This window comes from Streptomyces sp. NRRL B-24085 (assembly GCF_001282115.1).
In the GTDB taxonomy this organism is placed as follows: Bacteria; Actinomycetota; Actinomycetes; order Streptomycetales; family Streptomycetaceae; genus Streptomyces.
Window position 1 is genome coordinate 1 of sequence record NZ_LJBR01000640.1, and the last position, 1,300, is coordinate 1,300.

Sequence of the window (1,300 nt, forward strand, 5' to 3'; positions counted from 1 at the left end):
CGGACCACCGTCCCCGCGAGATCCACCAGCACCGCCCGCAGCGCGTCCCGGTCCAGGTGGAGGCCCACCGCGTGCCCCGCTGCCGGCACCAGCCGCAGGACGGTCCGCGGTTTGCCGCCCGTCGACGCCCTGTGCCCCGCGTCCGCCGCGAGCCCCGCCCCCCGCAGCCGGGCGGTGATCTTGCTGACGGCCTGCGGGGTCAGCCCGGTCCGTTCGGCGAGTTCCAGCCGGCTGATCCCCCCGGCGCCCGCGCCCCGCAGCAGGTCGAGCACGAGCGCGGTGTTGTGGCTGCGCAGGGCCGGGAGGTTGACTCCGCCGTTCGTCCTGTTCACCCGGCCATTCTCCGTCACGCTTGCACTTTGGCAACACCGTTGCGAAAGTGGAGGGCATGACTGCTGCTGACCTCCGCGTGGGCCTCGTCGGCTACGGCCTCGCGGGCTCCGTCTTCCACGCCCCGCTGATCGCCGCCACCGAGGGCCTCACCCTCGACACGGTGGTCACCTCGAACCCCGAGCGGCAGGAACAGGCCCGCGCCGAGTTCCCGGACGTCCGTACGGCCGCGGGCACCGACGAGCTGTTCGCCCGCGCCGCCGACCTGGACCTCGTCGTCATCGCGTCCCCCAACAGGACGCACGTCCCGCTCGCCACCGCCGCCCTGGAGGCCGGCCTGCCGGTCGTGGTCGACAAGCCCGTCGCCGGTACGGCCGCCGAGGCACGCGCACTCGCCGGCCTCGCCGAGGAACGCGGCCTGCTGCTCTCCGTCTTCCAGAACCGCCGCTGGGACAACGACTTCCTGACCCTGCGCCGGCTCCTCGACGAGGGCGAACTGGGCGACGTCTGGCGCTTCGAGTCCCGTTTCGAGCGGTGGCGGCCGCAGCCCAAGGGCGGCTGGCGCGAGTCCGGCGACCCCGCAGAGATCGGAGGTCTGCTCTACGACCTCGGCAGCCACGTCGTCGACCAGGCCCTGACCCTCTTCGGGCCCGCCGCCTCCGTGTACGCCGAAGCGGACGTCCGTCGCCCGGGTGCCGAGATCGACGACGACACGTTCATCGCGATCACGCACGCGAACGGCGTCCGCTCCCACCTCTACGTCTCCGCCACCACCGCCCAGCTCGGCCCCCGTTTCCGGGTCCTGGGCTCCAAGGCGGGCTATGTGAAGTACGGCCTGGACCCGCAGGAGGCGGCCTTGAGGGAGGGCGAGCGCCCCGGCACCGCCGCCGACTGGGGCCGGGAGCCCGAGTCGCTGTGGGCGGCGGTGCCGGGGCACTCGCCCTCCCTCAAGGCCGCCTCCTGCGGGTCC

The 1,300-nt window shown here is 73.8% G+C and carries 2 protein-coding genes; one reads left to right on the plus strand and one right to left on the minus strand.

The features are described 5' to 3' along the window. A partial coding sequence (locus tag AOJ26_RS40705; protein WP_199828933.1) for a winged helix-turn-helix transcriptional regulator occupies positions 1-332 on the minus strand: 332 nt, incomplete at its 3' end. Positions 333-388: 56 nt separating this feature from the next. Here AOJ26_RS40705 and AOJ26_RS40710 point away from each other — a divergent pair. Beyond that, the coding region (locus tag AOJ26_RS40710; protein WP_053853355.1) for a Gfo/Idh/MocA family oxidoreductase at positions 389-1,300 on the plus strand (912 nt) is incomplete at its 3' end.